The following is a 5,281-nucleotide window of genomic DNA, read 5'->3' as shown; positions in this document are numbered from 1 at the left end:
CCCCTGGCCGTCGGGTTGTTCTTCTCCCTGGGCCATTCGACGGTGGTCCTGGTGTTCGTCGGCGCGATCGCGATCGTCGCGGCGAAGGCCACGGCTTTTCAGGAGGCGTTCTCCGGGCCGGGCGGGATCGTCGGCACCCTGGTGTCGGGGACGTTCCTCTACCTGATCGCCGGACTGAACATCATGGTCCTCTACGGCATCGTGAAAGTGTGGCGGCGAGCCAAGCGCGGGGAGTTCTCCGACGACTCCCTCGACGAACTGCTGGCCAAGCGTGGCCTGATGAACCGCCTGTTCCGCGGACGCTACGACAAGCTGATCAACCACTCGTGGCAGATGTACCCACTCGGTTTGCTGTTCGGGCTGGGCTTCGACACCGCCACCCAGGTCGGACTGCTCGCGGTCGCGGGCACCACGGCCATCGCCGGGGGATTGCCTCCACTGGCCATCATCGCGCTGCCGGTGCTCTTCGCCGCGGGGATGACCACGATGGACACCATCGACGGGGTCTTCATGTCGAAGGCCTATGGGTGGGCGTTCGTCACCCCGGTCCGCAAGATCTACTACAACATCACGATGACCGGGCTGTCGGTGTTCCTGGCGTTCGTCATCGGCACCTTGCAGCTGCTGTCGCTGCTCGGCGACGAGTTCGGCCTCGCCGGCGGCATCTGGGACGTCATCGCGGCGATCAACCTCGAACGCGTCGGCCAATTCGTGGTCGGGACGTTCTTCGTGGTGTGGATCGCGGCGCTGATCTACTACAAGATCGCCAAGGTCGACGACCGCTTCGACGCCCTGGAGACCGGGGTGGTGAGCGCCCGGTCACCCTCCAGCCCGTGACCCGTCACCTGCCCGAACGGGCAGGTGGATTGCGTGCGCGCGGTTGTAAGCTGGGTCACATGGGTTCCGGGGTCGCTGCTGTGCATGCGCAGGCGGCGACCGGTGTCTCGAGTGCCTTCGCCGACCACGGTCGGGTGGTCAAGTTCCATGCCCCGGAGATCGTCTTCGGCGTCGACTCGACGGTCGAGGCCGCGCACGCCGCGGTCCGGCTCGGCGGTCTGCGCCCGCTCCTGGTCACCGATCCGGGTCTGGTCGAGGCCGGCTGGACGAGCGAGGTCGAGGCGCACCTGCGGGCGTGCGGACTCGAGCCCACCGTGTGGAGTGACCTCACCCCGAACCCCAAAGACCACGAGATCGCCGCGGGCCACGAGGTGTACCAGTCGGCGGGGTGCGACGTGCTGGTCGCGCTGGGTGGTGGATCGGTGATGGACGCTGCCAAGGGCATCGCCATCCTCGCCGGTGTCGGTGGCCAGATCCTCGACTACGAGGGTGTGGATCGCGTGCTCGGCCCGATCCCGCCGTTGATCATGGTGCCGACCACCGCGGGCACCGGTGCCGACGTGTCGCAGTTCTGCATCGTCACCGACACCACCCGCGACACCAAGGTCACCATCCTCGGTCGTGCACTGGTGCCCGACATCACCGTCATCGACCCGCGGTTGCTCACCACGATGCCGGAGTGGCTGAGTGCCGCGACCGGTCTCGACGCGTTGACACACGGCATCGAGGCGTTCGTCTCCCGCGCTCACAACCCGCTCACCGACCACCACGCACTCCGCGCGATCAACACCGTCATGGGGTCGCTGGGGGCGTGCATCACCGATCCGCTGGCTGTCGGGGCGCGCTCGGTGATGGCGCAGGCGAGCCTGGACGCCGGACTGGCCTTCACCAACGCGATCCTCGGTGCCGGGCACGCGTTGAGCCATCAGGTCGGCGGTCTGCTCGACCTACCGCACGGCGTCATCAACGGGGTCCTGCTCCCGCACGTGATCCGCTTCAACGCGGCTGCCGATCCGGCGCCGTTCGTGACCATCGCGCTGGGTCTCGGGCTCGACGAGGCCCGGGGCCCGGCCGACGAGGCGGCCCTGGCCGTCGCGGACGCAGTCGAGGCGTTGGCTCGTCGGGTCGGCGTGCCGCGCCACCTCGGCCAACTCGGTGTGCGTGAGTCCGACATCCCGCGTCTGGCCGCGTCGGCCCTGCGCGACGCGTGTATGGCCACGAACCCACGGCCGGTATCGCTCACCGACGCCGAGGCACTCTTCCGGGTCGCGCTCTGAGATGCCTGATGTCTCCGAACTCGTGGCGGCGATGGCCGAGGAGAGCGACCTCACCCGACTGACCGGTCTGCGCACCGGCAAGTCCACGTTCTACCCGCAGTACCGCGGGGCGACGGCCCGCTTGAAGCGCACGCTGTCGTCGCTCGGACTGATCGCCGGCGCCCTGGTGCGTACGTCCGACGGACCCGAACGTCTCATCTGTGAGGTGGTCGAGGCCGCCCGGGTGCATCTCGACGCGCAGTGGGCGGTGTTCGCGCTCGCCGACGGGACCTTCGTCGACGCCGGTCCGCGGTGTCTCGTCCTCGGCCCCGACGGCACGCCGTACCTGGTCGGCGATGTCGAGGGGCCGCCGCTGCCCGACGACGTGGTCGACCTGCTGGACAACATCCGCCGGGCCGGCATCGGCGACGAGGTGGTCGTCGACAACCGGTTCGTCTGTGTCCCGCTGGCGCTCGGAGGTGGGCACGTCGGCGCGCTCGCCGCATGGACGCGTCGTCCGATCGACGCCACCGATGCCGCGGTCCTCAGCATCCTGGCCTCGCAGACGGCGGTCGCGCTGCAGAACTCGGCGGTGCTCGAGCACGCACGGCGCACCGCTGCCGACCTGGAGTCGCGCAACGCCGAACTCGAGGCCGCCCAGCGTGAACTCGGTGCCGCGCAGCGCAATCGCGTCCTCGACGAGGAGCGGCACCGGATCGCCCGTGAGCTGCACGACAGCGTGACGCAGGCCGTGCTGTCGGCGGGCATGCAGATCGAGGTGTGCCGCAACGACATCCCCGCCGACGAGCGCCGCGAACGGCTCGATCTCGCCAAGGACCTGACGCGCCGGGCCGTGGACCAGCTGCGGTCGGCCATCTACGCCCTCGAACACTCCGCCGACCACCACAAGTCGTCGCTGCCGGACATGTTGGCCCAGCTCGGCGTCGTGCACATGCCCGGTGAACTGACCGTGACCGTCGATGTCGGGGGCGCCCCCGTCGAGTTGCCCGGCGACGTCGACCACACCCTGATTCGGGTGGCGGGTGAGGCGTTGTTCAACACCGCGGTGCACGCCGAGGCCACCCGCGCCCGGGTCCGACTCCGCTACGAGACCCATCAGGTGAGCCTCGCCGTCGACGACGACGGATGCGGTGAGCCCGGCGCGCTGCGTTCGGTGCTCGGCGTCGCGCGCCGCGGTGACCTCGGGGGCATGCACCGGGGGCTGGTCAACATGGCCGACCGTGTCGCCGACGCCGGCGGCGAGTTCCGCGTCCGACGTTCACGTCTGGGCGGTGTGCGGGTCGTCGCCACCATCCCGCTGAGCGCCGCACGGCCCGAGGTCGACGACGAGGACGGGCCGTGACGACCATCGCGCTGGTCGACGACCACGCCATCCTGCGCGAGGGGTTGCGATCGGTCCTCGAACGCGAGCCCGACCTGACCATCGTCGGCGAGGCCGCGACCAAGGCGGAGGCGGTCGTCGTGGCCGGGCACCTCGTCCCCGACGTCGTGCTGATCGACCTGAAGCTCTCTGCCGGTTCTGATTTCGAGGGACTCGCGCTCTGTGCCGAATTGTCCCGGTCGCATCCGCGGATGGGTCTTCTGGTGCTGACGACGTCGCTCGACGAGCGCCTCGTCGTCGAGGCAGTGCACGCGGGTGCGCGCGGTTACGTCGTCAAGGACGTGGACACGACCGAACTGGTCCGGGCGATCCGTGCCGTCTCCCGCGGTGAATCGGCCTTCGACTCCCGCAGCGCGTCGGCCATGGTGCGGTCGATGACCAGCGGCGCGACGGCCGACAACCGCCTCAGCGATCGGGAGCTGGAGGTGCTCAAACTCCTCGCGACCGGACTGTCGAACGCGCAGATCGGCTCCTCGCTGTTCATCTCCGCGACAACGGCCAAGTTCCACGTCAGCAACATCATGCGCAAGCTGGGTGTCCGACGTCGCGCCGAGGCGGTCTACGAGGCCAGCAAGGCGGGCCTGATCTGACCGCTCATCCCACGTCGATCGTGAGCCACCCGCCGTGGTGGTCGGTGACGACGAAGTCGTACCCGAGTTCGACGCCCGCGCAGCGCAGTTCGGAGTCGTCGAACGAGCGTACGTGTCCGTGGCAGGCGGCGGGTTCGGCCTCGTAGGGTACCGCCACGATGACCCGCTGCCGGGCGACGCGGCAGGCCTCGGTGAGTACGCGGTGCCCCGTCGCGCGATCCACGTGCTCGAGCAGATGCAGAGCGGTCACCGTGTCGAACGATGCGTCCGGGAACGGGAGCGATGAGGCGTCGCAGGGCACGGTGTCGATCGTGATGCCCAGACGCGGTGCCACGGCGTCGAGCAACGCCATGGTGTCGGCATGGAGGTCGGTGGCGACCACGGTGCGGGTCGGGTCGGCGGCCGCCAGGCGCAGGGGAAAGAAGCCGAAGCACGACCCGAGGTCGAGGACCGATCCGACCACGGTGGCGATGGCCCGCTCGTGGATGGGCGCGAACGGTGCAGCACCGCTGCGCAACTCGTGCATCGAGTTGCGGTAGAACACCGTCCACGCGTCACCGGGGTCGTCGATGGTGGTCCGGACCAGCCCCACCATCGCGGCCTCGAACTCGGTTCGTCCGCCGCCCGCATCCGCGATCGCCGATGTCGTGCGGCCGACGAGGCTGTCCGACAGATGGGCTGCGGTCAGGTTGTGGCGCAGGAGGATGACGTCCCCGTGGCGACGAGCGCTGATGGAACCGGCGGGTCGGCTGCGGTCGCGACGGACGTGGACGGAGCCGCGGTCCCACACGCCGGGCGGTGTCGGGGCGAAGGAGTCGAGCCGACGTGCGATCGGGGGTGCGGCGAGCGTCACGTCCGTCTCACTTCTGTGAAGAGCCTGAGCCGTTTCGCTCGGGCCGATCTCCCGACGGTAGGTGTGCGGCCCGGACGAGCGGGCCCGCCCGGAGGGAGTCCGACCGGCACGATGGTCGATCGCGGCCTGGTGGCGGGTGGGTCACCTACCCGATCGGGCGGGTCGACGTTCCGAACGGTCGGTTCGATGCTCGGACGGCCCGCCGGAGCGCGGCGCACTCCTAGTCTGAGCTCACATCACAGCCCGATCGAGAGGACCATCATGGCCGAGAACACCTCCACCCCGTCCGCCGACGTCACCGCCCCCGTCGCCGATCCTGCTGAGCTGGTCACCGAGAGCCTCG

Annotated in this window: 5 protein-coding genes; 4 read left to right on the top strand and 1 reads right to left on the bottom strand. The window is 69.6% G+C overall.

Features of this window, described 5'->3' with window-relative positions; all coding sequences use genetic code 11:
- From JHC79_RS22460 to JHC79_RS22445, 4 genes are all read left to right on the top strand, one after another.
- A partial coding sequence (locus tag JHC79_RS22460; protein WP_296395072.1) for a HoxN/HupN/NixA family nickel/cobalt transporter occupies positions 1–837 on the top strand: 837 nt, incomplete at its 5' end.
- Positions 838–896: 59 nt separating this feature from the next.
- Complete coding sequence (locus JHC79_RS22455) at positions 897–2,114, top strand: iron-containing alcohol dehydrogenase (protein ID WP_296395070.1); 1,218 nt, start codon at positions 897–899, stop codon at positions 2,112–2,114.
- Position 2,115: 1 nt separating this feature from the next.
- Positions 2,116–3,456, top strand: a complete 1,341-nt coding sequence (locus JHC79_RS22450) for a sensor histidine kinase (protein WP_296395068.1) — start codon at positions 2,116–2,118, stop codon at positions 3,454–3,456.
- Positions 3,453–4,085 (top strand): response regulator transcription factor, encoded by a 633-nt coding sequence (locus JHC79_RS22445; protein ID WP_296395066.1) that lies wholly within the window; start codon positions 3,453–3,455, stop codon positions 4,083–4,085. The genes JHC79_RS22450 and JHC79_RS22445 overlap by 4 nt, the downstream gene beginning before the upstream one ends.
- Before the next feature lie 4 nt (positions 4,086–4,089).
- Here JHC79_RS22445 and mftM read toward each other — a convergent pair whose 3' ends face one another.
- Positions 4,090–4,938, bottom strand: coding sequence for a mycofactocin oligosaccharide methyltransferase MftM (gene mftM / locus JHC79_RS22440; protein ID WP_296395064.1), 849 nt, complete (start codon positions 4,936–4,938; stop codon positions 4,090–4,092).
- Between the last annotated feature and the right edge of the window lie 343 nt (positions 4,939–5,281).

Origin of the sequence: Williamsia sp. (genome assembly GCF_016462415.1) — a bacterium.
Classification (GTDB): domain Bacteria; phylum Actinomycetota; class Actinomycetes; order Mycobacteriales; family Mycobacteriaceae; genus Williamsia_A.
This window is presented reverse-complemented; position numbering and strand designations above follow the sequence as displayed.

What these genes read in the sequence shown, in the direction of transcription:
- JHC79_RS22455 (WP_296395070.1), top strand. Translation starts at nt 897, where the DNA reads ATGGGTTCCGGGGTCGCTGCTGTGCATGCGCAGGCGGCGACCGGTGTC.
- JHC79_RS22450 (WP_296395068.1), top strand. Translation starts at nt 2,116, where the DNA reads ATGCCTGATGTCTCCGAACTCGTGGCGGCGATGGCCGAGGAGAGCGAC.